This is a genomic window from Leisingera sp. F5 (assembly GCF_001593695.1).
The window spans coordinates 22,962-48,474 of the sequence record NZ_LUKH01000031.1 but is presented as its reverse complement, the minus strand read 5'-3'; the positions used below and the strand labels follow the sequence as shown (position 1 = coordinate 48,474).

Genomic DNA, 25,513 nt, shown 5'->3' with positions numbered 1-25,513 from the left:
TGCCCGGTGTTCCGCTCTCATTACCGGCACGCGCTCAGGACCGTGGCCATGGAGCCGCAGTCCCAGCCAAATGGCGGGCGCGTGTTCCATATCGAAGACAGGTTAAATTCAGGGAGGAAACCATGACTTTCAAACTACTCAACACTCTGGGCGCAGCGGCAGTTGCAACCGTCGTCAGCTCGGTCGCGGCGCTGGCCGGACCGATAGATGACCGGATTGCCGCAGGCGATCCGCTCCGTATCGGTTTCTCCAACATTCCGATCTGGGGCTACCCGGACGAGAACGGCGACGCCAAGGGCTTCGTGAACGAGATCGCCATTGGTATCTTGAAAAAGATGGGCCATGACAACGTCGAGGCCACTGTCACCGACTGGGGCGGTCTGATCCCGGGCCTGCAGGCCAACCGCTATGACATGATCACCGGCGGGCTTTATATCCTCAACAGCCGCTGCGAGAATATTTCCTTCTCCGAGCCGATTGCCCAATCCGGTGACGCATTCATCGTTCCGGCCGGTAACCCCAAGGGAATCCAGACCTATCAGGACATCCTGTCCGCCGAGGCGGTTCTGGCTGCCGGGTCTGGCTACAACACCGTCGAAGCCGCCAAGAAGGAAGGGCTGACCGACGCGGTAATCATGCAGGTGCCCGGACCCACCGAAATGCTGGCAGCCGTCAAGGCCGGCCGTGCGGATGCCGCCGGCATGACCTATTTCGAAGCCGCGCATCTGGCGGACAGCGACGAGGCCATCGACGTGACCGATCCCAGTGCGCTGCCGGAATGGACGCTGAACTGGGTCGGCGTCGGCTTCCGTGACGCGGATAGCGAATTCCTGGCCGAGTTTAACACGGCGCTGGCAGACTACATCGGCTCGGAGGAGATGATGCAGACCGTGGCGCAGTACGGCTACACCGAAAGCACTCTGCCCGGTGACAAAACCACCGAATGGACCTGCGCGAACCGCTGATCCGGCTGAGCGGCGGGGTCTTGGGGTCTGCCGCTCATAAACTCTCCTCGTGCAATACGGATTACTGATGGATCTTTACGAATTCCTGGTCCAGTACTGGCCGCGGTTGCTGTCAGGCACAGGCGTTACCGTCGTCCAGTTCCTGCTCGCGGCGGCAATCGGCATCGCGATCTCGCTCTGGATGGGCCTGATGAAGCTCTCGCAGAACCGGTTGCTGCATGGTGCGGCTGTCACATATATCGAAATTTTCCGCGGCACCTCGCTTGTGGTCCAGCTTTACTGGATCTTCTTCGTCCTGCCGCTGTTCGGCCTGACGATTGAAAAATTCACTGCCGGTTACCTGGCGGTGGGCATGAACATCGGCGCATACGGGGCCGAACTGGTGCGCGGCGGCATTCTGTCGGTGCCCAAGGGTCAGTGGGAGGCCGCGCTTGCCATCAACATGAGCCCGGCGCAGCGGATGCGGCGGATCATCCTGCCGCAGGCGCTGGTCAGCATGCTGCCGCCTTGGGGCAACCTGATGATCGAGCTGTTGAAAGGCACTGCGCTGGTCTCGCTGATCTCGGTTGCCGACCTGATGTTCGAATCCCGCCAGATCAACGCATCTACCTTCTTGTCGGCGCAGGTCTTTGGCGCGGCACTGGTCATCTATTACGTCCTGGCCCGCTTTTTCGTGACGCCGTTCATGCGCTGGCTGGAACGCCACATGGCGCGCAAGCTGGGGAGGGCATAAGCCATGTTTGACTGGCAATGGGATTTCACCTGGGAAATTCTGCCCCGCCTGATCATCGCCACCGGCAACACGCTGGTCGCAGCCGTCGCAGGCTATGCGATTGCGGTGGTGCTGGGCATGGCCCTGGCACTTGCGCAGCGGACCCCCTCCAAAGCCGTGACATTTGCGGTGCGGGAATTCGTCGAGTTCATCCGCTCCACTCCGCTGATCCTGCAAATCTTCTTTGTGTTCTACGTCGGCCCGCAGTTCGGTATCCGGCTCAGCCCGTGGATGTCCGGCATGATCGCCATCGGCCTGCATTATGCATGCTATCTGTCGGAGGTCTTCCGCGGCGGTATTGAAAGTGTGCCGAAAGGCCAGTGGGAAGCCGCCATCGCGCTCAACATGACCACGGCGCAGAAGTACCGCCGGGTGATTATTCCGCAGACCATCCCGCCCGCGCTGTCGGGCATGGGCAACTATCTGGTCGGCATCTTCAAGGACACACCGATGCTCTCGGTGATCGGGGTTGCCGAGCTTATCCATACCGCCAATGCCATCGGCTCGGAAAACTACCGCTTTCTTGAGCCTTACACGATGGTCGGCATCATTTTTCTGGCAATCTCCCTGCCGGCAGCGGGCCTGATCCGGCTGTTCGAAGGGTATGTGCGCCGCAAACTGGGACTGTAACGATGCTGGACAATACTGGCTTTCCGCTTGAAATCACCGGTGAAGATACGCCGATGGTAAGCTTTCGCAAGGTGAACAAATCCTATGGGGCGCTCACTGTGCTGGACGATCTCGATCTCGACGTCGCGGCCGGGGAAATGGTCTCGATCATTGGCCCCTCCGGCTCGGGCAAGACCACCGTGCTGCGGATGCTGATGACGCTTGAGCAGATCAACGGCGGGGTGATCTATGTGGACGGCAAGCCGCTGACGCATATGCCCAAAGGCGGCCAGCTGGTGCCTGCCAGCGAACGCCACCTGCGGAGCCGCCGCGCTGACATCGGCATGTGTTTCCAGCACTTCAACCTGTTCCCACATATGACGGCGCTGGAAAACTGCATGGAAGGGCCGGTGCAGGTCCTGGGCCTGTCCAAGGCCGAAGCCCGCGACCGTTCCGAGGAACTGCTGGAGATGGTAGGTATGATCTCCAAAAAGGACCAGCATCCCTCGCGCCTGTCGGGCGGCCAGCAGCAGCGGGTGGCGATTGCCCGGGCGCTGGCGATGCGGCCCAAGGTGATGCTGTTCGACGAGGTGACCTCGGCCCTGGACCCGGAGGTGATCGGCGAGGTGACCACCGTCATCCGCCAGCTGGTGTCTGAGCACAATCTGACCATGCTGATGGTCACGCACCAAATGGGTTTTGCCCGCGATATATCTGACCGGGTATGCTTCTTCTATGGCGGCAAGATCGAGGAGCAGGGCCCGCCCGCGCAACTGTTCGGCAACCCGCAGCGGGAGCGGACACAGCAATTCCTGAGCGCGGTGCGGGAAGCGGTCTGAAGACCAGAGCGGGCTTCCCGAGCAACTGGTTAAGGCGGCCGGTCTGCCCGGCGAGCAGACCTTTGATCCTGGCAAATGCTGCGTGGCATACGAATGGCTGGTCTGGTGAAGCTGCACCGCGGTGGCTAAAGGTGAGGTGAACGGTAACTCAGGGCCGGTCAGATTCCGAAGGGCGCCGACAGTTGGTAACTTTGCAGCGGAAGCTTCCTGGGCTCTGCACCTCTGGAGTGGAGCGCGCATCAGCTGGGCCGCCACAGGTTTTTGGACGGTTGCTTTCGGGAAACTGGCCCAAATGCTTAGCACTCGCAGCGGAATTGGCACTGCGCCTGATGCGGATGTCACGTTGAGCAGCCTGCGGTCGTTGCCCCCGGCGACTTGAGCGGCGGCTTTGTCCGCGTCCTGTGAATTCGATGCCTGATCCATTCTGTAGCCCCGACGAACGACCGGTTTTCTCGCTGCGCGGCAACACCAAGTTTATCGCCTGTGCAGCATTTTCCACGCTGCGCGCGCGCAGCGAAAAAATCGAATTCACAGTGTCTAACGTCAGACAGGCCGACGAGTTTGCAAAACTGCTGAAATCGGCTTTGGAAGGCGTCAATGATCTCTTCTGGTGAGAGTTCTTGAAATCGCTCCTGCCAACTTCGTGGCAGTTCAAAACATTCATTTGCACCTGTCTTCGCAGAAAGTGCTGTGCAGCGGTCACCAGGACTGCGGAGGGCGCAATGGCCCTCCGCAGCAAATGCGAGTACCGGGTTCTCCGATCACTCTGCAGCTAGAACTCCGGCCAACTCTGCCGTGCGGGTTTGCGCAGCCGCGAGTGAGGTTTCCCAGCGAGCGTCTTTGAATTCCTCATATTCGATGGCGACGGTCTCCATTTCCAAGGCGTCAGCACCCAGGTAGTGAGCCGAAGCCGCCAGGGCCGGATCAAGCCCATTCAAATGAGCCCGCTCGCCACCGGGGGCAAAGCCGAACTCCCCTCGGGACGACAGCACAACCAGTTTCTTGCCGGTCAGGATCGGCTCAATCGGCACATCGCCGCGGGCCAGGTCGAAGCTGAATGTCACCCCGACACGTGCGATCAGGTCAAACCAGGCCTTAAGCGCGGCTGGCATAGAATAGTTGTACATGGGAGCGCCAAGCGCGATCACATCAGCGGCCTTGATTTCTTCGATCAGTGCGTTGGATTCGGCAAGAAGGGCGCGCTGATCATCGGTCAGCTCCTCCGGGCTGGTGAAAACTGCAGCGATCCAGTCTTCGTTGATGATGCCCGGCGGGGTTAGGCCGACATCGCGTTCGGTGATGGAACCGCCGCCGCTGGCTGTCCAGGTTTCGGCAAAAATACGGGCCAGGTCGCGCGTGTGCGAGCGGTTCTGCCGGGCGCTGGAATGCACGATAAGTAGGGACTTGGACATGTGTTTGCTCCTGTTGGAAAAGATGTTCAGACGTCAAAAGGTTCGGCGCCAAGGCCGGTTGCGGCAAAAGCCGATGTGATCGAAGGCAGGATGTCCCAAGCCTGGGAGGCGATGGCCCAGCCGTCCGGGTTCCGGACCAGCAGGAAGGCGCTGATGTCTTCGGTGACTTCTGTCCGGTTTTCATGCATCTCGCAGCCCGCCATTGCGACGGCGACATTGCCGACAACCCAGATGTGCAGGCCACGGCCCTTTTCCTCAAATAACGGAATGCGGCCGCTGTCACGCAGGCCGGCCATTCTGGCGGCGAAGTCCTGGGCGGACTGGGCCTGGGTCGGGCGGGCAGAGGCGAAGAGCTGAGCCTCCGGCAGACAAGACCCGGTCAAGGCGGCGGCATCAGGCGGCGTTTCTTCGTCCCAGTACAAGGCGCGGAACTGGCGGGCAATCAGCGCTGCGATCTCCTCGCGGTCGGCTGCGGTTTGATTGGCGGCTGTCATGCTGGTGTCTCCATGGTAAGCAGTGAAAGCAGCGGTGCAAGCGCCCCGGCGGAGGCCAGAATGCTGCTGTCGCTGCCGACGGGGCCGGCAAGGGTAAGCGAATGCCCGGGCCTGGCTGTGCCGACAGGCATTGCAAGTGAAGGCATGTCGAGAAAGGCAAGCGGCATCGCCAGGCTCAGTGCTTTGGCATTTTCCTGGGCGAACCTGTCTGCGCTGGTTGAAACGGCCTCTAGGCGGGGCGGGGGGGCCGGAACCGTTGGCATCAGCATCAGGGCACCGTCCAACTCCCGTCTAGCGAGCGCTTGCAGGCGTTTGCGCGCGGACATCAGCTGCCGGGCATTTGCAGGATTCACCGGCAGCGCAGCTTGAAGCCTGCGGCGGACATTGGGATCAATCGCTGGATTGCTGAGGCGGGTATACCGGGTCAGGGTGTCCGGCGCTTCGGCGGCGACCAGTGTTCCGAAGCGTTCAAACAGCGCGCGGATTTCGTCCAGCGCCGCAAAAGGCCGGATCTCTACCGCCCAGCCGCTTTCACGCAACCGCCCGGCGGCTGCGTGCAGCAAATCCGCGATCTCAGAAGACAGGCTTCCCAGGCTGACGTGGTCAGGAATGACGATCCGCCGGTGCAGAGCAGCACTGGCCGCCGGCATGGTATCCCGCAAAGCATCATCCAGGGCTATCAGCCCGTCCAGATCCCGCGCCATTGGCCCGGGTGTGTCCAGCGACGGGGCCAGCGGCAGGATGCTGCCGCCATCATAGCGGCCCATTGTCGGGCGGAAGCCAAACAGCCCCTGGTATGCGGCCGGAACACGGGTGGAGCCTGAGGTGTCGGTGCCAAGCGCAAGATCGGCAATGCCAAGCGCAAGGGCCGAGGCACAGCCGGAGGAGGAGCCGCCGGGCACAAAATACGGATCCAGCCCGTTGCGCGGTGTCCCGAAATGCGGGTTCAGCCCCAATCCGGAAAACGCAAACTCCGACAGATTCGCATGGCCCATCGGAATGGCCCCTTGCGCCTTCAGGCGCTGTACCAGAGGGGCGTCCGCCGTTTCTGCCTGGGCAATAAAGCTGAGCGACCCTGCGGTGGTCGGCAGGCCGCTCAGAGCGATATTGCCCTTGATCACAACGATTTTGCCGTCGAGCTGGCCAAGAGAGCTGCCTTCCGCCTGCCGCCGGTCCGATTGCCGTGCCAGCTCAAACAGCCCGGCATCGTCGCGGCGGATGAAGATGCCAGCTGCATCGGGCTGATCGGCCCGGCCCAATGCGCGGGCAAGCCGGGTGACTGCTGACATCAGAACAGCACCGGCTTGGTGTAATAGGGCAGCTCCTCGACCCGGACGGCGTTCGGATCTTTTGCGGCCTCGGCGCAGACATGGGCCGCGATTTCATGCATCGGGGCAAACCAGACATCGCCGCGCTCCAGCACTTTTTCCAGCCAGGCCTCCACCTGCCGCCAGCGCGCTAGACGCCCGGTCAGGAAAGGATGCCAGATCGCCAGCCAGAAGCCGCCGGCCTCGTATTGCGCTTCGAATTCCTCCCAGAATCCTTCAAGGCCGCGGCTTGGCCCGGCCACTGGCATCATATAGCCGATCTCATCATAGTGGGCGAAAGGCGGCCAGTCGTCGGTGCCCCAATGAACCGGAAGCTCAACCAGCGATCCGGCGGAGGTGTTCATCAGATAGGGCACATCATCGGCCATCAGTGAGCTTTCGTATTCGAACCCATGCTCAATCAGCAGGTCGATCACCGCCTGCGTCACATTGTAGACCGGCGCGCGGTAGCCCTTGGGCGTGTTGCCCAGCACCCGTTTGTGGCTGTCCAAGGCCCGTTCGAACCACTCCCGCTGCTCGGCAGGCCCGTGTGCGGTGGGATCCTCGTGCAGATAGCCGTGGTGGCCGATTTCATGGCCGTCCTTCAGGATCATCTCCATGGCCTCGGGGTACTGCTCGACCACCCAGCCAGGGGCAAAGAACGACTGTTTCAAGCCAAACCGGCGGTAGGTCTTCAGGATGCGCGGGATGGCAACTGTGGGGCCGTATTTGCCCATCGAGATGGGATAGAGCCGGTCATGGCCGTCGTTGGGGCGGGAGATGTGGATGAGGCTGTCAGCGTCAATGTCAAAGCTGATGGCGCAGGCACAGCGCGCGCCATTCGGCCATTTAATCGGATTGCGGATCATTGCAGGTCCTTTCCTGTCGGCGAAGGCCGGGCGCCGTAGCGCATCACCGGCGGATGAGTGTCGGCGGCCCAGGCGTCCCACTGTGCGTACCAGCGCATCAGATAGGGGCGCAGATCGCGCTGCAGCTGCCGGGACTCGGGGCTGGGCGGGGCGGCATCTGCTTCCTGCTGCACCCGCTTCATCAGGGATGGCTCATCAATCCCCGTGCAGATGCGGTTGCGCAGTACCGGCCGGCCGGCCACCAGAACGTCGCGCACATCGTCCGCTTTGCCGCGGCCGGCGATAAGTTCCAGCGGATCAACAGCGGTGCTGCTCCAGGGGGTAAGGAAACGCTCCAGATCCAGAACCACCGCATCTGCGCAAAACCCTGGATGCAACTGGCCCAGCTCGCCTTCCCGGCCCATCAGGCGCGCACCGTGTTCTGTTGCCATTGCAAAGACTTGTTGCGCCGTCAGCGACTGCGCCGCGCCGTGAGGCGGCCGGTTCAGATTGAGGGCGAGGCGCATCTCGGCAAACATATCTTCATCACCGGCCAGCGAGGTGCCATCCATGCCGATGGCGGTTGTAACCCCGGCGTCCACCATGGCGGCAGCAGGCGCGATCCCCGACCGCAGGCGCAGGTTGGAACTGGGGTTGTGGCTCACTTGGGTTCCGCAGCGGGCAAGGTGCTCAATGTCTTCGCTGGTAGCCCAGACCGCATGCGCCAGGGACAAACGCCCTGTCAACAGCCCGGAGTTTTCGAAATGCCGGATGACAGAGCCGCCGCGGATGCGCGGGCTTTCGATGCTCTCATAGTGGCTTTCCAGCGCGTGGGTCTGGATACGGGTATTCAGGCGTTCAGCCGCCGACGCGATCTGCAGCAGCAGCCCGTCCGGAGTCCATTGCGGGCCGGTGGGGCCGAACCAGAAATCCTGCGACCCGTTCCCCTGTGGCACCAGAGTGCTGATCAGGGCGAAATACTCTTCCGGCGCCAGCCGCTGCCTGCGGGCCTCGCTCTCAAGCAGCCGCTTGCGCAGGTCCCCGGGCAAGGTAGCGAGAAAGGCGGCTTCTTCTCCCGCGCCATGCACGATGCGGTTCTGCCAGCGTTCACCGGGGGCGATGGCTGCACGGATCCCGGCGTCGCGGTAGGCTGCTGCCTTTTTCTGCAGCCCCGTTTCAGCAGCCCCCTGGTCCGGTCCGGCCGCGCACATGTCCACAACCGCCGTCACACCCGAGCGCAGCAGCCGGGCCGCCGAATAAGCCGTTGAGGCATAGGGGGACAGCCCGGCCATGGCAGGGCCGCTGAACATCCAGGGCTCCAGCAGGTCGTCCGCCACCGCCTGGTTGAGCAGTTCCGGCCCGTAGCAATGGTGGTGTGCGTTGATTAGCCCCGGCATAATGGCGCAGCCGGGGCCGCCCCATTCCGGTATGCCCGGATGAGCATCCCGCATGTCCGCCGCCGGTCCGGACTTAGCCACGCGCCCGTTGCGAACCAGGACCGCATAGTCCTGGCGCACGTCAGCGGAGGAAAGCACCACCCAGCGGCCTGTCAGCAGCAGATCACGCATCCCGCACCTGCCTCAGTCGCCAGTGACACGGAATTTGAGCCGCTCCGGCGAAGTGCCTTCGCCATTCACCGGCGTCACATCCTGCGGGCAGGCGGACATGACCGCAATCACATCGGTTTCGGCACGGAACGACATCTGGTCGCCGGGCTTGGACACCGGCGGCTCGAAACTGGTGCTGCCGTCGGGCTGCACCGGCACATTCATCCAAAGATTAAACGGGGCGGGGATGGCCGGCGCCCGCAGGCCAATTGCAATCAGAGCTTGCCGCAGGTTGTCGGCGCAGTTGTCGTGGTAGGCCTCGACACCAAGCTGCCGGTAGCGGTTGTGATCGCAGGCGGCAATCACGGTGTCATGCACGCCGGGTGAGGTGTCTTCGGTGATTGTCATCAAAGGTCGGCGCAGGTTCGAGACCACGCCGTCGCCCACCTTCGGAAAGATAGAGCCGAGCGAGGTGTGCAGATGCTCCATCGAACTGTACTCGTTCAGGTCGTCCGCCGCGAAAATCCAGAAGTCGCAGACCTGAAATCCCGCGGGATTAATCACAGTAAGTGTCTGCCCCTTACGAACTCGCACGGCTATGCCGCAGCGGGCGGGAATTTCGTAAGTGAGGCCAAGTTCAGGCGAGCCATCGGCCGAGATGGCAATTTCCATGCTGCGGTTGGTGCCGTCCGGCTGGGCGGGGTCGAATTTGGTGGCGGAGGGGATCATGGCGGGCAGACCTTTGTCGTGTTGGTTTTCCAAAGAACACACCAAAGGCCCTCCTGCGAAAACTGAGGAATCTTCAGGCCAGAGCGAAGAAAATCTAAGCTGAGTGTGTTCAGCCCTGCACCGCACCGCGATCCGCGTTCAGAGTCTGGCCGGTGATATTGGCTGCCAGAGGTGAGGCGAGATAGAGATAGCTGAGCGCGACATCATCAGCGGATTGCACACCAGGCAGGGATTGTTCCGTACTGATCTCCTGAGTGATTACTTCTTCCGCCACCCCCCGCTCCCGCGACATTTCCCTGAGCGTGTTGAGCGCAGGGCCGGTCATCACCCAGCCCGGGCAGACCGCGTTGACACGGATGCCGCGCGGGCCAAGCTCCTTGGCCATAGACCGCATGAAACCGATGTTGGCGTGTTTGGAGGCCACATAGGCGCTGAGTTCGGGCACCGCGGTGCTTCCCCAGATCGATGCGGTGATGATGATACGCCCGCCTGGCCCCATCTGCGGCACTGCGGCGCGGGTGGTCAGATAGGTGCCGACGGTATTGATTTCGGTCACCCGGCGAAATTGGGCCTCGGCCTCCGTGCTACGGTCACTGATCGGGGTGACGGCTTCCAGCCCGGCATTGGCGACAAATACGTCCAGCGGACCGACTTCGGCAAAGACCTCTTCGACCTTGGCACTGTCCGTAATGTCGCATGTCCATCCAGTTACGCTTTGACCGGTTTCATCGGAAATCCGGCGAGCGGCATCATGGATTTCTTCACTCTGTGCCAGAATGTGCAAGCTCGCGCCATGATGTGCAAAAGCGCGGGCAACGCCGTAGCCGATCCCTCGGCTGGCGCCAGTGACGAAAACCGATTGGCCGCTAAAGTCCACTGCTGAAGGGTTTGTCATTTTTGGGTCTCCTGAATAAAAGACGGTGCCGGCAAGGGCCGGGCACCGTGGAAGTTTGGGGGAGAGGTTCTTACAAGTCCGCGCCAGTGGGCGGCGGCGCCGGGAACCAGCTTTCCGGTTCCGGATAGTCCCACCCCTCTGGAAAGTGATAAGTCTCGAACGTGGTTCCTGTGGCGTCTTCTGTGTCAAAGAAGGCAAACGCATTCTGGCCCTGCCATTTGCCGGACTGCACCATTTTGAAACCGCGTTTTTCCAGTTCGCTGATCCGGGTTTCCCAGGGCTCATCGTTGCAGTCATACGCCACATGGTGAAAGCCGGTGCCGTGCTTGTCGAGGAAGTCCTGAAAAATTGAAGGACCCCAAAGCGGCTGCATCAGCTCCCAGATCATGTTGCCGGATTGGGCAAAACAGACCTTGAGCGCAAATTCGCAGGGTTCGCCTTTATATGTCTGGTCTGACACCGTTTCCGGCGAAAAGGTGTAGACGGCCCATGGGCCGATCCCCAGCCGGCAGAGGCCCTCCATTGTTTTCACGTGGTCATCGGTGACAATGCACAGCTCAACCGCATTGCCGAGGAAGCTGTTCGACAGCGTCTCGCCGCCAACAACCGAAGGCAGTTTGGAAAGGTCCATGGGCAACAGTGTTTACTTCCGCGAGCTGTCGACACCGGCAATGGCCAGGTGCGGCAGCGGCATGACGCCCAGCTGGAAGAACAGGCCCAGGGTGTCTTCGTGATAGAGGTAATCAGTGACCTTGCCGTTCTCGGCGAACTTGAACCACTCGGCGCCATAGATGTCGACTTTGCGCCCGGTGCCGGGAATGCCGTAAAAGTCGCCTTGATGGGTGCCGCGCAGGCGGAAACGCGACATCACCGTGTTGCCATCGGCCACCAGGTCAATCGCGTCTTCGTGGATGTCGGGGAACGCCTCGCGCCAGAACGCCACCAGCTTCTTGAAGCCATCACGGCCAGAAGGCCAGCCGTCCAGCAGAAGCCCGTGGCTCACGTCTTCGTTAAAGATCTCATCGACGCGCTGCATATCGTTCTTATTCCAGCAGGTGGCGTAGATATCAGCCACCGTAGCCTTGTTGCGTTCCTGATCAGTCATGGAAACCTCCTTTTGAATGTCCTGAATAGGTGAGGCGCACAGGCAGTTGCTGTCACCCGACGAAACCTCAGCCCTTGGATGAGGAGATTTCAGGCGAGGAAACGGCGGGCCGCAGTTAGTGTCGGGATGTGCAGCGCCTGGCATTGGCGCTGTGCGGCCTCACAAGGCCTCTGTTCAGCAAGGATTTGCAAGCCAGCCCGCAATCTGCGGTTTGCGGCAGGGCGCCTGCGCGCCCGGGGCGGAGCCTTGCCAAAAACACAGCTGTTCCAACGGGAGGAACTTACATGGTTTTCAATTCTATAAAAGTCCAGGCAAAGGCCGGTTTGCTTGCCGGTGCTCTTGCTGCAACAGCGGGTGCGGCCAATGCGGATACAATCTCGCTCGGCGCACCGATTCCGCTGACCGGGTATTTCGCGGCGGATGGCGAGACGATGGAACAGGCGATCAATCTGGCTGTCGGCGAGATCAACGCAAATGGCGGGCTGCTTGGCAATCAGGTTGAGGTCGTGACCTTTGACATCGGCGATCTGACCCCGGACAAGCTGGCGGCGGCGGCAGCAAACCTGATCGAACGGGAACAGGTCAGCGCCCTGATCAATGGCTATGGCGGTATGGGGCCGGATATCCCGGCATTCTGCCCCTATGGCATTCCCTATATCCACAATGACGCGGTCATCGGAGTGGTCGATCTGGCAGAGCGGATGCGCTGCAATGCCATCTTCAACGCCTCCGATGTCGACTTGAATTATGGCCGTGCGCAATTCGATATGGTGCTGAAAACCGGCCATGAGTTTGAGACCAAACGCCTGGCCATCGTGCATGGCGACTATGAGTGGGACATCAACAACGCCAAATCCATGGCCGCCGCTGCTGAGGACGCGGGCTGGGAAGTTGTCTATGTTCAGGAAGTGCCTTATGACACCGTGGAATGGACCGGCATCCAGTCGCAGATCCGCGAGGCCGCGCCGTCGCTGATCCACCTGGAAGCACTGGAACCGGCTGTCGCCACCACCTTCCTGTCGCAGTACAAGAACAAGCCCGCCGGCAGAGCGTTGCTGAATGTCGGTTATATTGGCGCCACCACCGGGCTGGATGATGTGATCGCCCAGGGGCAGGCCGAAGGTTTGCTGGCCTTCACTCTGAACGCGCATCAGGAAAACGAAGCCGGAGCAGCCTTTGTCGAGAGCTGGGAGGCCGCCTATGGCCGTGAGCCCTCGGTCAGCCTGGCTGCCGCTGTCTATGACATGGTCTACATGTGGGCGGCTGCCGTCGAACAGGCGGGCGATGCTTCGGACCATGCGGCTGTCGCTGATGCTATCCGCACCATGAAGTATCAGGGCCTGGTGGGCACCTTCGATTTCAACGAGCGCAACTTCATCGATAACGGGCCGAACACCCAGCCTGCACAGCTGTTCCAGGTGCAGAACAAGGAACGCGTCCGTGTTGTGGTCGGCGACCAGAAGGTTGCTGAGATCGTGTCTCCTTCCTGGATCAAGTAACGGTCCGGGCACCTGCCGCGCCTTCGCTCTCCCTCCTTCTCCGGAGGCGCGGCATTTTCAGACAGCAGGTCTGACACAGGCAAACCGTCCAGAAAGCATTCCTCATGACGCAGATGTCTCTCGAAAATGTAACCATGCAATTCGGACCGTTCCGGGCGCTTACGGATCTGTCTTTCCAGATCGAACGGGGCGAGATCCTGGGCGTGGCTGGACCAAATGGCGCAGGCAAGTCTACCTTGATGAATGTCTGCACCGGCGGTCTGCACGCGAGCCGGGGCAGGGTGCTGTTCAATGCCAAGGACGTGACGGGTTTCAAGCGCCACAGCCGCTGCGGGCTGGGAATTGCCCAGACCTTTCAGATACCGACGTTGTTGTCGTCCGTGACGGTGGGGGAAAACCTTCTGGCCGGGCAGATGTTCGGAAGCGAGGCCCGCGGGTCGGCGCCGGATATCCCGATGCAGGATATCCTCTACCTGACCCAGCTTGAGGGTGCGCTGAACCTTCCGGCGTCACAGGCCGATCTCTTGACCCGCAAACGGATCATGCTGGGGGCGGCACTGGCAACGGGGCCGGAGATCATTTTTATGGATGAACCGCTTGGCGGGCTGAACGCCGAGGAAATCGTGGAATTCCTGCAGGTGATCCGCCACGTCCGCGAGGAGCTGGGCATCACCATCGTGATGGTCGAGCACAAGACGCGGGCGCTGGCAGAGATCGCGGACCGTATCCTGATCATCAATTTCGGCGAGTTCGTGATGCTGGACCGCCCCGAAGTGGTGCTGAACGATGACCATGTGGTCGAGATCTATCTTGGAAAGAAACACGATGCTTGAGGTGAAAGGCGTCAACGCCTTCTACAGCGATTTCCATGTGCTGCATGATGCATCGCTGAGCGTGTACAAGGGGGAGCTGGTTGCAGTGGTCGGGGCCAACGGCCACGGCAAAAGCACCCTGCTGAAAACGATATGCGGACTGGTGCCCGCGAAGTCGGGCCGGATTACTTTTGACGGCCAGGACATTGCCGGGCGCAAGGCGCCGCATCTGGTTGGCCAGGGCCTGGTCTATGTGGCCGAGGACCGCCGCCTGTTTCCCGATATGACCGTGCTGGAGAATCTGCAGCTGGGCGCCTATCTGCCCGAAGCGCGCAGGCGGGAGAAAGAAAACCTGGACCGCGTGTTCAGCCTGTATCCGCGCCTGGCGGAGCGCCGCAGCCAGCTGTGCCGCTCATTGTCCGGCGGCGAGGCGCAGATGGTGGCGCTGGGGCGGGGGCTGATGTCCAACCCGTCGCTTCTTGCAATAGACGAACCCTCTCTGGGACTGGCGCCGAACCTTACGGAAACCATGCTGCGTACCGTGTCGCAGCTGAACCGTGAGGGTCTCACTGTGCTGCTGGTCGAACAAAGCCTGGCGCTGCTCGAAGGGATGATCGACCGGGTCTATTCCATTGAGGAAGGCGTGGTCACCGAAACAGATAGCCGCAGCCTGCAGGAGGCCCTATGACACAAATCATTGAAATCCTGCTGAGCGGGATCACCCAGGGGGCGGTCTACTGCGTTGTCGCAGTCGGCTTGTCCCTCGTTTACGGCGCCTCGCGCATTTTGAACTTTGCCCATGGCTCGCTCTATTCATTGGGGGGCTTTCTGGCCTGGTTCCTGGTCGTAGGGCACTTCAACCTGCCATTGTGGCTGGCAGTGCTGATTGCCATCCCCATTCTGGCGGTGGCAGGGATTGGCATCGAACGGCTGATCATCCGGCCGCTGAGGGGCAGTGCAAACTGGAAGATCAACACCATCATGGTGACGCTGGGTCTGGCCTTTATCGTAGAGAACGGTCTGCAGCTGGTGTTCGGCCCCGGCACCAAGACGATCCCGCCCTTCACCGAAGGCGTGCTGGAGATCGGCGGGATCACCCTGTCGTGGTACCGGGTCTGGATCTTTGCCATCTCTTTGGCGCTGGTCGCCTCGCTGGAGTACTTTCTGTCGGCCACCCGTTATGGTCAGGCGGTGCGGGCGGTCAGCCAGGACATGCAGGGCGCCAATCAGGTGGGGGTGAACGTCAATCAGGTGTTTTCCATGACCTTTGCTCTCTCGGTTGTGCTGACTGGCATCGCTGGAATCTTGCTGGCGCCGGTATTCCTGATCTCACCCCTGGGCGGCTGGGCACCGTTTCTCAAAGCCTTTGTGATCGTGGTTCTTGGCGGGCTGGGCAGCACCAAGGGGGCCTTTGTGGCGGCCTTCATCCTCGCCATCCTCGAAGCCTTTGTCATTTTCTATATCGGCCCGAGCTGGGCCATGCCGGCCTGGCTGGTGATGCTGATCGCCGTTCTGATGATCCGCCCCAAAGGCCTGTTCGGAGTCTGGGAGAACTAAGATGACTGACCGTTTCTTTTCTATCACGTCGCAATTCACCGGCGCCGGGCTGGGCCGCGACAGCCTGATTTTCTGGGCCTTGGTAGGGGGGCTTGCCCTGCTGGGCGGGCTCTTGGGCGACAGCTATGTCCGGCATATTTTCATCCTGGTCTTCATCTGGTGCATTGTGATTGCCAGTTGGGATCTGATCCTGGGCTATGCTGGGATCTTCAACTATGCGCAGCTCGTGTTCTTTGCCTTTGGCGCATATGGTTCTGCCATGCTGTCGATTTATGCCGGGCTGACGCCCTTGCTGGCGATTGGAGCTGCGGCCCTGGTCGGGGCCGGGATCGGCGCGCTGGTGGCGGTGCCCAGCTTGCGGTTGAAAGGGGAATACGTGGCGCTGTTCACCTTTGCGGTGCATTTGGCGCTGCCGCCGCTCATCCAGCAGGGCAAGGCGATTGGCATGGGCGGCAATACCGGTCTTTTGGGCATCCCGTGGCTCAACCTCTTTGGCTTCCAGGTCTCTTCCATCGACAAGCTGACCTGGTACTGGGTGACCCTCGCCTTAGGCGCGGTCTGTGTCTACCTGATCTACTTTGTCATCCTGCGCGGGCGGCTAGGGCTGGCGTTTGTCGCCATGCGCGATGCAGAGACCTTTGCGCAGGCAATTGGTGTGAATGAGTACAAATACAAACTCCTGGCCTTTGTGGTTTCGGCGGTGTTTACGGCGGTGGCTGGCGGTATCTATGCGCATTACACTTCTGTGGTGACGCCCAAGGTCCTTGGAACAGAGTTCTTCCTGATGGCGATGGTGATGCTGGCCATTGGCGGCATGGGCCGGTTTCCCGGCGCTATTGCAGGGGTCTTTATCGTTGTGATCGGCAATGAACTGCTGCGCAGTTTCGATGACTACCGGCTGCTTCTGCTGGGGGTGGCGGTGGTGCTGACGGTGATTTTCTTCCCCGAGGGCGTGGCGGGCGCCTTTAAGCCCCGGCAGGCGGAGAAACCAGACTAAAACAGCGGCCCTGGAAAGCTTTCCGGCGGGCAGCGGAAACCGAATTCCATCAGGCGCAGAGTTCCGGCTTTTGCGCCTGATTTCGCACGGATGCAGCGGAAATCCCCGGCGCGTGAGCTTACAGTTTGGAGGGGCGGTCAGATCCACCCAGCGGTCTGTAAATAAACTAGAAATCATTCCTCACGCATGGGCTGAGCTTTTCTCAGTTGTTGGAATCCCCAGCTCCGCCATCCTGTGGGAAAGCCGGGGCGGAAGCCATTCAGATCCGGACATGAAACAGGGAGGAATTTAACCATGACGGATCTTGCCAAGCTGAGTGCAACCGAAACCGCGCTGGCCATCCGGGAGCGGCGTGTTTCCGCATCAGAAGTTATGGAAGCTGCAATTGCGCGGATCGAAGCGGGTAATGAAAAACTGAATGCGTTTGTCTTTACCGCCTTTGATGAGGCACGGGATGCTGCCAAGGCCGCAGACCAAGCCGTCGCCCGCGGCGATGAGCTGGGCGCGTTGCATGGCGTACCGACTGCGATGAAAGACCTGTTTGACTTCAAACCGGGCTGGCCGAGCACTTTGGGCGGCATTCCGCAGCTCAAAGACAATATTGCCGACATGAAATGCGGCTTTGTCGAAAGCATGGAAGCGGCAGGCGCTATTTTTGTCGGTAAGACCAACAGCCCGGCAATGGGCTACCGCGGCACCACGGACAACGTGGCCTTTGGCCCGACCTCCAACCCGTTTGACACCAGCCGCAACGCCGGCGGCTCTTCGGGCGGTTCCGCCGCGGCGGTTGCGGCTGGTATGCTGCCGGTTGCCGAAGGCACCGACGGCGGAGGGTCGATCCGCATTCCTGCTGCTTGGACCAACACCGTCGGCTACCGTGCCTCGGCGGGCCGCACGCCGCTGCTGGTACGCCCGAATGCTTTTGCCAACACGCTGCCCTATATCTTTGAGGGCACCATCACCCGCAATGTCGAGGATGCGATCCTGTCGCTGGGCATTCTGCAAGGAGCGCATCCCGGCGACCCGAACTGCCACCAGATGGTCAACGACTTTTCGGATGCAGCCCTGCGCGGCATCAAGGGGATGAAGATCGGCTATAGCCCGAACCTGGATGTCTTCCCCATCGAAGGCGAGGTGAGCGACGTTGTCGCCGATGCGGTCAAAGTGTTCGAGCAGGCCGGCGCCGAAGTGGAAGAGATCAAGATCGGCCTGACCTGCGACCAGCGCGAATACAGCGACATCTGGTGCCGTCTGTTCGTGCCGATCATGCGCCACAGCTTCGACGCCATCAAAGCCTCCGGTCTTGACCTGCTGTCCGAGGAGCATCGCCACGGTCTGGCGCCGGACCTGCTTGATTGGGTGGAGCGCGTCGGGCCGGGCTACAGCGCCGATGATCTCTATCGCGACCTGTCTGTCCGCTCGGAAGTGTTTGACGCCTACCAGGCTACTTTTGCGAAATACGACCTGATCGTTTCACCCACGGTGAGCGCAATGCCGGTCAAGAACACCACGGATGGCAACACTAAGGGCCCCAGCGAAATCAACGGTGTCGAAATCGATCCGCTGATCGGCTGGTGTCCGACCTTCCTGACCAACTTCACCGGCCATCCCTCGGTGTCAGTGCCCGCGGGCCTGGGCACCTCTGGCCTGCCGGTTGGCCTGCACATTGCCGGACGGCGCCAGGCCGACGGCGACGTGTTGGCCGCCGCTGCGGCCTTTGAACGCCTGCGCCCGTGGTCGCAGCACTACAGCCGGATTGCCCTCTAACAGTCCGGACTGCCTCTAGGGCCGGATCCCACACGCAGGCGACCCTGCGGCGTGTCGGCCGCTTTTTGCCAAACCAACAGGAGAATACTAATGAAAATGCTGAAATCTCTGGCGCTTGCCGCTGCCATGACTGTGACCGCCACCGTCGGCGCCATGGCCGAGGCGCTGCCGATCAACAAGGCGGTTGTCGTCGAATATCTTGAGTTCAACCTGGTTGACGGCGCCAACCCGGATGCGTTCCTGCGCGAAACCCTGGCAATGGACGAAGTGCTGGAAGGCTATGACGGGTTCGTAGCCCGCCACCTGGCCAGAAACACCGATGGCTCCTGGGTCGAGGTTGTTTACTGGATGTCGCAGGAAGATGCCGAAGCGGCCCTGCCGCGCTTTGTCGAAGACCCGCGCACCAAGGGTTTCCTGGCGTTGGTCAACGGCGACTCGCTGTCGGTGAAATACTCCAACCTTTTTGAGTTCTAAACCGGCTTTGGGGCGGGGCGCTACGGCCCCGTCCGACCAAAGAACTGCCAGGCAAGGCAGTCACTCAATGCCAAACAACAACAGGGAAATCCGATGAAAATGGTTACAAGAACCCTCGCTCTGGCGATGGGCCTGGCAGCGGGCACGCTGGCGCAGGCTGATGAAATCAAAGATGTCACCATCACACAGATCCGGGAAGCTGCAGCTGATGCCTGCACCGGCGGCCAAACCTACCAGGTGGCATACAGCCACTCGGTTTCAGAGGTTGCAATCGTCAAGCAGGTGCGCCGGTTTGCCGATGAACGCGCGGCTCAGCTGGGGTGCGTGACGGTCCTGCATGACAACACGCAGGCCAATAACCTGGAACAGCAGATCAATGCGATCCAGGGCTGGATCACCCTTGGCGTTGACGCCATCGTTGTTCTGCCGATTGAACCCACAGCTTTGCAGCCGCTGCAGCGCCAGGCCCAGACGCAGGGGATCAAGTGGCTGACTTACCTGGGGAAAATGGACGGGTCGGATGGCTTTGTCGGTTTCGATCACGCCCAGTCCGGCCAGATCGTGGCTCAGGCCGCGGTTGATTGGGCCAAGGAAAACGGTGTGACAGGTGCCAAGGCGCTAGTAACCACGCTGACTCCGCTGCCCTCGCTTGCTCCGCGCTGGAGTGAAGTGACCCGGATCTTTGCAGAAAACGGCATCGAAGTGGTGGCAGAGCAAGACGCTGCAGACCAGACCAACGGCTTGCGGGTTGCCGAGACAGTCCTGCAGCAGCATCCGGACCTGGATATCATTATCGGCATGGCGGACGATGCTGCGGTGGGCGCATTGCGGGCCATCAAACTGGCAGGCGCTGATCCTGACGCCATGTTTGTTGGCGGCCAGGACGGCTCACTGGAAGGGCTGAGTGCAGTAGACGATGGCGGCGCCTACCGTGCGTCCGCAGCTATCCTGATCAATGAGCTGGGAGCCAATATCGTAGATCTGGCGCTGAACGCAGTGCGCGAGAAAGAGCCGAGCTTTGCCTACACGCCCACGGTGCTGGCCAGCAAGGCGGACCAGCCGCTGCTGAACTTCCTGCTGTCGAACTACGAAAACTGATGCACGGAACCGGCAAGGAGGCGACCCATGCGTCTTGAAGTGAAGGATCTTCGAAAATCCTATGGCCCGGTTGCCGTGCTCAAAGGAGTGGACTTGCAGGTCGAGGCCGGAAAAGTCCTGGCATTCCTGGGAGCAAACGGCGCGGGCAAGTCCACGCTGCTGAACTGCATCAGCGGAGCGCAGGACGCGGACAAGGGCGATATTCTTGCGGCTGGAGCTTCCTTGCGCGGTGCCACGCCGCGGCAGGTGCAGGACCTGGGCGTGGCGATCATCTATCAGCATTTTCAGGTCTTTGAAGGGCTGACCGTTGCCGAGAACATCTTTCTTGGCCATGAAATCAAGCGTGGCGGTCGGGTGGACCGCCGCGCCCAGAATGCCCAGGCGCGGGAGCTGCTCGCGCGGCTCGGGGTTGCGGGCATCAATCCGCGCTCTGACCTAGGAACGCTGGGTATCGGCGAGCGCAAGGTGGTGGAAATTGCGCGTGCGCTGCGGCTGAAACCCAGGTTTCTCATTCTTGATGAGCCGACGGCCTCCCTTTCTGACAAGGAGGCAAAGGCGCTGCATGCAGTGATCCGCCAGGCGGTTGCCAAGGATGGCATCGGGGTCATCTACGTCACGCATTTTCTGGATGAGATCCACAAGGTTGCCGATCAGGTCACTATCCTGCGCGACGGAAGTATCCTGTGGACCCGGCCGGTAGAAGAAGTGACGATTGCCGACATGACGGACGCGATTTCCCCGGATGCGCTGTTGCAGGGGATGGAAAAATCCGAATTCACGCCCAGCGGTCCCGCTGTCTTGAAGATGGAAGACCTGAGCACAGGATTTGTCGGACCTGTCAGCGCTGAACTGCGGGCAGGCGAGGTTCTCGGCATCTACGGGCTGATGGGAGCGGGCAGAACCGAGCTGCTGGAATGCCTGTCGGGTGCTGCGCCGAAGTCCGGCGGCCGGATCGAGCTGGACGGGCAGGATGTCAGCTTCGCTGCGCCGCGCGAAGCGCTGTCGCAGGGTGTGGCCCTGGTGGCCAGCGACCGCAAGGAGCAGAGCCTGTTTGCAAGCTTCGCTGCCGTTGAAAACCTGCTTGTGCCGCACTTCGGGCGCTCTCCGATGCCGCGGCTGCTGCGCGATTTCCGCCGCGAGGGGCGGGAGTTTGAACGTGCCTCCCGCCGCCTGAACATTCAGCCGCCCAACCCGCGCTTGCAGGGGCAGCGGTTCAGCGGCGGCAATGCGCAGAAAATCATGGTCGGCCGCTGGCTGGTCGAAGGGACAGGGCTGAAGCTGCTGCTGCTGGATGAGCCGACCCAGGGCGTCGACATTGGAGCCCGGCACGAACTCTACGAAGCCCTGGCAGATGTGAAGCGCAAAGGCACCGCAGTTGCGGTGGCATCCTCGGACGCGACTGAGATCTGTCTGCTGGCCGACAAGGTGCTGGTGCTGGGCCGCGGCAGGCAAGTGGCCCTAATCGATAACCCTCATGATGAAGAGATGCTGATCGAACTGGCCCACCGGGCAGAGCACAGCGCGCAACAGGACCTTCCGGCCGCAGCACCTGAAGCAAAGCAAATGGAATTGACGCAATGACAGATACCGGACTGACACGGGCCGCGGCAGCGGCTGACGAAAAAACGGAACACGACTGGTTCGAAATCGCGGTGGCGGCAGCATTGCCGATGGCCATCGCCCTGCTGGCGCTGTTCTTTTATCTAAAGGCGCCGGTCTTCATGACCGCCAACAATTGGATTGCGATTTCGGTGCAAGTGTCAGCGCTGATGACGATCTCCATTCCCTTTGCGATGCTGCTGATGGCCGGCAAGATTGACCTGTCGGTCGGTTCCACCCTGGCGCTGTGCGGTGTGGTGGCGGGCCTCAGCTTTGAGCCCTTGGGGATCACTGGCGCGGTGCTGCTTACCCTTGCAGTGGGAACAGGCGTGGGCCTGATCAACGGGGTGCTTGTGTCATCGATTGGAATGTCCCCGATCATCGTGACACTGGGCACGCTCACCCTTATCCGCGGCGTGGCCCAATGGCTGGCACCAAATCCGATTTTCGGTTTTCCGGAGGAGTTCCTGGTGATCGGCTACGAGCGGGTTCTCGGGCTTCCGGTTTTGACCTGGATCATGCTGGCGGTCATCGCTCTTGGGGCGGCGGTCATGACTCTGTTGCCGATCGGACCGCAGATCGTGGCGCTGGGTGTGAATCAGCGCGCGGCCTTCCTGGTTGGTCTCAGGGTCAAGGCCATCGGCGTCGGTCTGTATGCCGCGACTGGATTCTTTGTGGCCGTTGCAGCGCTGATGAGCATTTCCCGGATCAACTCGGCCCCTGCCGGCACGCTGGGCATCGGGGTGGAACTGAGCGTTCTGACGGCGGTTCTGCTGGGTGGCATCCCCTTTACCGGTGGCAAGGGGTCGGTCTTGAGGGTTGTGCTGGGCGTCTGGCTGCTGGGGATGCTGTCGAACGGGCTGATTCTGATGAATGTTCCAACTGAGTTGAGTCTCATGACAACTGGCACCGTTTTGATTGTGGCTGCTGGTTTGGACGTATTGCGCTCCAGACGGGGGTAATTCCAGATTGAACCTGCAGGCCTCTCCCGTTTGGGAGAGGCTTGCCCCTTGAAAAGAGAGGTTCATGCCGTGAAACGCTTGCCGCCCCTGACCAGCCTTCAGGCCTTCGAGGCCGTCTCCCGGCATATGAGCATCAAGCTGGCGGCAGAGGAGCTGTCGTTGACGCCCACCGCGATCAGCCACCGGCTCAAGACCCTGGAAACCCAGCTGGGCATTTCGTTGTTCCACCGGCTGACGCGCTCGCTGAAACTGACGGCCGAGGGCGAAATACTGAGCCCCTTTGTCGGCGATGCCTTCAGCCAGCTGACACAGGGCGTGGCGCAGCTCAGCATGGATGAGATCGAGGGTGAGCTGGTGGTAACCACCACGCGCTCTTTTGCCTGGAGCTGGCTCAGTCCCCGGCTGCCAAAATTCAGCCGCCTTTATCCGCAGCTTGATGTCAAAGTCATTGCCTCGGACAGTGTTTTGGATTTTGCGCGTTACTCCGTTGATATTTCAATCAGATACACGGACACGCCTGATCCGGGCGCCCATGCGGCCTGGGTGCTGGATGATTTTGTGACCCCGGTCTGCGCCCGTAAGCTGAGCAGCAAGATCAGAACCCCCGAAGATCTGTTGAGCAGGGATCTGGTGGAATATGAATGGCTTGGGTTCGAGGAGGGCGATCCGAACTGGCGAACTTGGTTTACCTCAGCGGGGGTGCCTGCCTGCCAGATCCGCCCGATTGCGCATTTCAGCGATGAAATCATGTGTATTGAGGCCGCGATAGACAACCGCGCGGTTGCCCTTGTCAGCGTGATCGCTGCCTCACGCGAGATTGAGCGGGGGCGCATTGCGGCCCCTATCTCGCAGGTGCTAAAGGACCGCAGCTATTACTTGGTCTGCCCGGTGGAACGGGCCCGCACGGCGAAGATCAAGGCATTTCAAGACTGGCTGCTGAGCGAGGCGGACCTGTTCCGGGACAGCGCTTATGGCCAGCAGTTTATGCCCCAGGGCTAAGATTCGGCGCCTGGATTGCAGCTTTCAAGGGTTCCCGCCTGCAAAACACCCCGGCAAGCCCTGTCAAAAGGCTGAGAAAATCTTGGAAACGGCTGAGTTCTGCTCGATTGTTGGGGCGGTAGCTGGGCTGGATACTTCCTTCATCACGCAAGGGAGGAGCCGGAAATGGCCAAGATTAATCTCACACGGCGGAGTCTTCTGAAAACAAGCGCCATGGCAGCCGGTGCGCTGGCGATGCCGATGATTGCACGGGCGCAGTCCGTCACGGAATTGACGATGCTGGCCTGGTACGGCCAGGCGGAGCCGGACGCTGTTGCCGAGTTTGAAGAGCTGCACAACGTGAAGATCACCCCGAAATACTATGTCGGCGGCGAGCAGATGCTGGCCCTGCTGGCGCAGTCCCCGGCGGGAACCTATGACCTGATCCATGCCGATGCCGAATATGTGCAGCAGCTGGTCCGGGCCAACTTTGTCGAGAAGCTGGACCCGGAAGACTACCCGTTCGATGACTTCTACCCGGAGTTCCACAAGTTCCCGGGCCACTGGCATGACGATGAGCTTTATGCCGTGATCAGCCGGTTCGGCTTCCTGGGCATTTCCCACAACCTGGAGGCCGTTTCTGTCAAAGAGGCGATGTCCTATGACATGCTGTGGGACGCCAAGCACAGGGACAAGATCGGCCATTTCGACTGGCACCTGCCCAACCTCGGCGTTCTGAGTCTGCGCGACGGCAACGCACAGCCCTATGACATTGGCGAAGAGGCATGGAAAAAACTGCAGGACACCACGCTGAGCCTGAAACCGCAGGTGCGCGGTTTCTATGATTACGGCGGGGTCCTGTCGTCGCTGAAATCCGGCGAAGTCACCGTGATGCCGGGAATCGGCGAGTGGATTACCGGCGTGCTGCGCCGTGACGGGGCCAATGTCACCACCACCATCCCGGAGCAGGGCGGCATCCAGTTCACCGAGAGCTTCTCGATCGGGCGCGGCTCCCGCAAGGCGGAGCTGGCGCGCAAGTTCATCCAGCACGCCTCCAGCCCAGCCGGGCAGTACAACCTGGCCAACCTCAACGTGTTCCCTGCGATCATCCCGTCGAAATCCGGCTGGGAACGGATGATTGCCGAGAAGCCGGAAGATGCCCGCCACCTGGGGATGTTCAAAGGCGACGGCAACGCCATTGATCTGATCCGTAAGGGTCGCATCCATATCCGCCAGCTGCCGGTGCAGCAGGATCTGAGTGACTGGAACGATTTCTGGTCCGCTTACAAGAGCGCCTGATCTCCCCTCTCAGGTGCTTCAGTCCCGCTGCCGGGCTCCCATTGGCGGCGGGACACTTCCCCTTCATCGAGCCGAAGGAACCTTTCATGACTTCTCTTGTTCAAGCCCGGCGCCTTTCCAGGGCCGCCTATGGCGCCATGTGGAGCCTGCCGCTGCCGGTCTGGCTGGCTGGGTTCTTCCTGGGGCCGATGGTCCTGCTGATCTGGCTCAGCTTCTGGGATGTGAAGAACTTTCTGCTGACGCCGAATTTCCAGCTGGAGAACTGGCAGAAGATCCTGACCGCCGGGTATTTCTGGTCTGCCTATGCGCGCACTGCGGTGATAGCCATCAGCGCCGCCGCGCTGGCCACGCTGGTTGCGCTGCCCTGTGCGCTGGCCATCAGTTTTTTCCTGACACCCCGCGCCCGGATGGTGCTGCTCGGTCTGTTTGTCGTGCCCTTCTTCACCTCCTATCTGGTGCGCATCTACTCCTGGCAGATCTACCTGACCGAAAACGGCATCGTTATGAAGCTGATGGCAGCCATCGGCATCGAGACCGGCAGCCTGCTGAACACGCCGCTGGCACTGATGATCGGACTGGTCACCCTGACGCTGCCGCTGGTGATCGTGATCCAGTCGATCTCGCTCCTGTCGCTGGACCGGACCCTGATCGACGCCGCTTACAATCTTGGCTGCGGCCCGCGCCGGGTGCTGTTTGCCACGGTGCTGCCCGCGGCCCGTCCCGGGATCGTGCTGGGGGCATTGTTCGCCTTTATCTTCAGCTTCGGAGATTTCGTGACGGCGACTTATCTGGGCGGCGGCAAGTTCACGACCCTTTCTATCCTGATCGCTGACACCGTGAAGTCCGGCCAGCAGTGGCCCCGCGCCGCCGTCGTCGCCCTGATGATGATCGCGACGCTGCTGCTCACAGCTCTGGCCTCGATCACCTTTGCATACCGGAGGTCCTGATC

The 25,513-nt window shown here is 61.0% G+C and carries 27 protein-coding genes; 18 read left to right on the top strand and 9 right to left on the bottom strand.

Translation table 11 applies throughout. The annotated features are described in order from the left end of the window. Window positions 1-122 precede the first annotated feature (122 nt). The 5 genes from A2I95_RS18805 (at window position 123) to A2I95_RS18785 (ending at window position 3,799) form a co-directional block, all read left to right on the top strand. Window positions 123-965 (top strand): transporter substrate-binding domain-containing protein, encoded by an 843-nt coding sequence (locus A2I95_RS18805; RefSeq protein WP_291732059.1) that lies wholly within the window; start codon window positions 123-125, stop codon window positions 963-965. 67 nt (window positions 966-1,032) lie between these two features. Next, on the top strand, window positions 1,033-1,698 hold the full coding sequence (gene ehuC, locus A2I95_RS18800; RefSeq protein ID WP_291732058.1) for an ectoine/hydroxyectoine ABC transporter permease subunit EhuC: 666 nt from the start codon (window positions 1,033-1,035) through the stop codon (window positions 1,696-1,698). Between the two features lie 3 nt (window positions 1,699-1,701). Beyond that, entirely contained in the window at window positions 1,702-2,367 is a 666-nt protein-coding gene (gene ehuD, locus A2I95_RS18795) for an ectoine/hydroxyectoine ABC transporter permease subunit EhuD (RefSeq protein ID WP_291732057.1), read from the top strand. A gap of 2 nt (window positions 2,368-2,369) precedes the next feature. Further along, entirely contained in the window at window positions 2,370-3,185 is an 816-nt protein-coding gene (gene ehuA / locus A2I95_RS18790) for an ectoine/hydroxyectoine ABC transporter ATP-binding protein EhuA (RefSeq protein WP_291732055.1), read from the top strand. Window positions 3,186-3,595: 410 nt separating this feature from the next. Further along, entirely contained in the window at window positions 3,596-3,799 is a 204-nt protein-coding gene (locus A2I95_RS18785; protein WP_291732054.1) for a hypothetical protein, read from the top strand. A gap of 147 nt (window positions 3,800-3,946) precedes the next feature. Here A2I95_RS18785 and A2I95_RS18780 read toward each other — a convergent pair whose 3' ends face one another. The 9 genes from A2I95_RS18780 to A2I95_RS18740 form a co-directional block, all read right to left on the bottom strand. Continuing rightward, complete coding sequence (locus A2I95_RS18780; protein ID WP_291732053.1) at window positions 3,947-4,597, bottom strand: NAD(P)H-dependent oxidoreductase; 651 nt, start codon at window positions 4,595-4,597, stop codon at window positions 3,947-3,949. Window positions 4,598-4,623: 26 nt separating this feature from the next. Beyond that, window positions 4,624-5,091 (bottom strand): hypothetical protein, encoded by a 468-nt coding sequence (locus tag A2I95_RS18775; RefSeq protein WP_291732052.1) that lies wholly within the window; start codon window positions 5,089-5,091, stop codon window positions 4,624-4,626. After that, window positions 5,088-6,380, bottom strand: coding sequence for an amidase (locus A2I95_RS18770; RefSeq protein ID WP_291732051.1), 1,293 nt, complete (start codon window positions 6,378-6,380; stop codon window positions 5,088-5,090). Before A2I95_RS18770 ends, A2I95_RS18775 begins: the two co-directional genes overlap by 4 nt. After that, entirely contained in the window at window positions 6,380-7,267 is an 888-nt protein-coding gene (locus A2I95_RS18765; RefSeq protein ID WP_291732050.1) for a polysaccharide deacetylase, read from the bottom strand. The genes A2I95_RS18770 and A2I95_RS18765 overlap by 1 nt, the downstream gene beginning before the upstream one ends. Further along, a complete protein-coding gene (locus A2I95_RS18760; RefSeq protein ID WP_291732049.1) occupies window positions 7,264-8,814 on the bottom strand; it encodes an amidohydrolase family protein in 1,551 nt (516 codons plus the stop codon). The genes A2I95_RS18765 and A2I95_RS18760 overlap by 4 nt, the downstream gene beginning before the upstream one ends. A gap of 12 nt (window positions 8,815-8,826) precedes the next feature. Beyond that, the gene (locus tag A2I95_RS18755; RefSeq protein WP_291732048.1) at window positions 8,827-9,522 is read right to left on the bottom strand and encodes an urea carboxylase-associated family protein; all 696 of its coding nucleotides are present in this window, start codon (window positions 9,520-9,522) and stop codon (window positions 8,827-8,829) included. Between the two features lie 109 nt (window positions 9,523-9,631). Next, complete coding sequence (locus A2I95_RS18750) at window positions 9,632-10,417, bottom strand: SDR family NAD(P)-dependent oxidoreductase (RefSeq protein WP_291732047.1); 786 nt, start codon at window positions 10,415-10,417, stop codon at window positions 9,632-9,634. Window positions 10,418-10,487: 70 nt separating this feature from the next. Beyond that, a complete protein-coding gene (locus A2I95_RS18745) occupies window positions 10,488-11,048 on the bottom strand; it encodes a VOC family protein (protein ID WP_291732046.1) in 561 nt (186 codons plus the stop codon). Window positions 11,049-11,060: 12 nt separating this feature from the next. After that, a complete protein-coding gene (locus A2I95_RS18740; RefSeq protein ID WP_291732045.1) occupies window positions 11,061-11,522 on the bottom strand; it encodes an ester cyclase in 462 nt (153 codons plus the stop codon). A 284-nt stretch (window positions 11,523-11,806) separates the two neighbouring features. Between A2I95_RS18740 and A2I95_RS18735 the strand changes: the two genes are divergently transcribed. The 13 genes from A2I95_RS18735 to A2I95_RS18675 all read left to right on the top strand — a co-directional run bounded on the left by A2I95_RS18735 (window position 11,807) and on the right by A2I95_RS18675 (window position 25,511). Continuing rightward, window positions 11,807-13,021, top strand: a complete 1,215-nt coding sequence (locus A2I95_RS18735; protein WP_291732044.1) for an ABC transporter substrate-binding protein — start codon at window positions 11,807-11,809, stop codon at window positions 13,019-13,021. A 104-nt stretch (window positions 13,022-13,125) separates the two neighbouring features. Continuing rightward, window positions 13,126-13,854 (top strand): ABC transporter ATP-binding protein, encoded by a 729-nt coding sequence (locus A2I95_RS18730; RefSeq protein ID WP_291732043.1) that lies wholly within the window; start codon window positions 13,126-13,128, stop codon window positions 13,852-13,854. Then, the gene (locus tag A2I95_RS18725) at window positions 13,847-14,521 is read left to right on the top strand and encodes an ABC transporter ATP-binding protein (protein ID WP_291732042.1); all 675 of its coding nucleotides are present in this window, start codon (window positions 13,847-13,849) and stop codon (window positions 14,519-14,521) included. The genes A2I95_RS18730 and A2I95_RS18725 overlap by 8 nt, the downstream gene beginning before the upstream one ends. Then, the gene (locus A2I95_RS18720) at window positions 14,518-15,390 is read left to right on the top strand and encodes a branched-chain amino acid ABC transporter permease (RefSeq protein WP_291732041.1); all 873 of its coding nucleotides are present in this window, start codon (window positions 14,518-14,520) and stop codon (window positions 15,388-15,390) included. The genes A2I95_RS18725 and A2I95_RS18720 overlap by 4 nt, the downstream gene beginning before the upstream one ends. Window position 15,391: 1 nt before the next feature. Continuing rightward, window positions 15,392-16,387 (top strand): branched-chain amino acid ABC transporter permease, encoded by a 996-nt coding sequence (locus tag A2I95_RS18715; protein WP_291732040.1) that lies wholly within the window; start codon window positions 15,392-15,394, stop codon window positions 16,385-16,387. 294 nt (window positions 16,388-16,681) lie between these two features. Beyond that, window positions 16,682-18,154 carry an amidase gene (locus A2I95_RS18710; protein ID WP_291732039.1) on the top strand — a complete coding sequence of 491 codons (1,473 nt, stop codon included), beginning with the start codon at window positions 16,682-16,684 and terminating at the stop codon, window positions 18,152-18,154. Between the two features lie 90 nt (window positions 18,155-18,244). Further along, window positions 18,245-18,628: a hypothetical protein gene (locus A2I95_RS18705; RefSeq protein ID WP_291732038.1), complete on the top strand. Its 384-nt coding sequence runs from the start codon at window positions 18,245-18,247 to the stop codon at window positions 18,626-18,628. Between the two features lie 93 nt (window positions 18,629-18,721). Next, window positions 18,722-19,726 carry a sugar ABC transporter substrate-binding protein gene (locus tag A2I95_RS18700; protein ID WP_291732037.1) on the top strand — a complete coding sequence of 335 codons (1,005 nt, stop codon included), beginning with the start codon at window positions 18,722-18,724 and terminating at the stop codon, window positions 19,724-19,726. A 27-nt stretch (window positions 19,727-19,753) separates the two neighbouring features. Continuing rightward, on the top strand, window positions 19,754-21,307 hold the full coding sequence (locus A2I95_RS18695) for a sugar ABC transporter ATP-binding protein (protein WP_291732036.1): 1,554 nt from the start codon (window positions 19,754-19,756) through the stop codon (window positions 21,305-21,307). Then, window positions 21,304-22,287 carry an ABC transporter permease gene (locus tag A2I95_RS18690; RefSeq protein ID WP_291732035.1) on the top strand — a complete coding sequence of 328 codons (984 nt, stop codon included), beginning with the start codon at window positions 21,304-21,306 and terminating at the stop codon, window positions 22,285-22,287. Before A2I95_RS18695 ends, A2I95_RS18690 begins: the two co-directional genes overlap by 4 nt. Window positions 22,288-22,356: 69 nt before the next feature. Beyond that, window positions 22,357-23,286, top strand: a complete 930-nt coding sequence (locus tag A2I95_RS18685; protein ID WP_291732034.1) for a LysR substrate-binding domain-containing protein — start codon at window positions 22,357-22,359, stop codon at window positions 23,284-23,286. A gap of 165 nt (window positions 23,287-23,451) precedes the next feature. Continuing rightward, complete coding sequence (locus A2I95_RS18680; protein WP_291732033.1) at window positions 23,452-24,564, top strand: PotD/PotF family extracellular solute-binding protein; 1,113 nt, start codon at window positions 23,452-23,454, stop codon at window positions 24,562-24,564. 86 nt (window positions 24,565-24,650) lie between these two features. After that, window positions 24,651-25,511 (top strand): ABC transporter permease, encoded by an 861-nt coding sequence (locus tag A2I95_RS18675; protein WP_291732031.1) that lies wholly within the window; start codon window positions 24,651-24,653, stop codon window positions 25,509-25,511. Window positions 25,512-25,513 lie beyond the last annotated feature (2 nt).